Annotated in this window: 2 tRNA genes; both read right to left on the minus strand. The window is 49.8% G+C overall.

The features are described 5' to 3' along the window. Positions 1-49: 49 nt before the first annotated feature. Positions 50-125 (minus strand) — tRNA-Lys (locus IC218_RS21740). An 11-nt stretch (positions 126-136) separates the two neighbouring features. Then, positions 137-212 (minus strand) — tRNA-Gln (locus tag IC218_RS21745). Positions 213-255: the final 43 nt, after the last annotated feature.

Consider the following 255-nt stretch of genomic DNA (forward strand, 5'->3'; position numbering starts at 1 on the left):
TCACTGGTTTTCAAGACCAGCTCCTTAAACCACTCGGACACCTCTCCATTGGTGATCTATCCGCGACTCGAACGCGGGACACCCTGATTAAAAGTCAGGTGCTCTACCGACTGAGCTAATAGACCATGTTTTTATTTGGCTGGGGATGCAGGACTCGAACCTACGCATACATGAGTCAAAGTCATGTGCCTTACCGACTTGGCTAATCCCCAATATATATGTGGTGAGCGCACAGGGATTCGAACCCCGGACACA

The organism is Clostridioides sp. ES-S-0005-03, from assembly GCF_020658455.1.
In the GTDB taxonomy this organism is placed as follows: domain Bacteria; phylum Bacillota; class Clostridia; order Peptostreptococcales; family Peptostreptococcaceae; genus Clostridioides.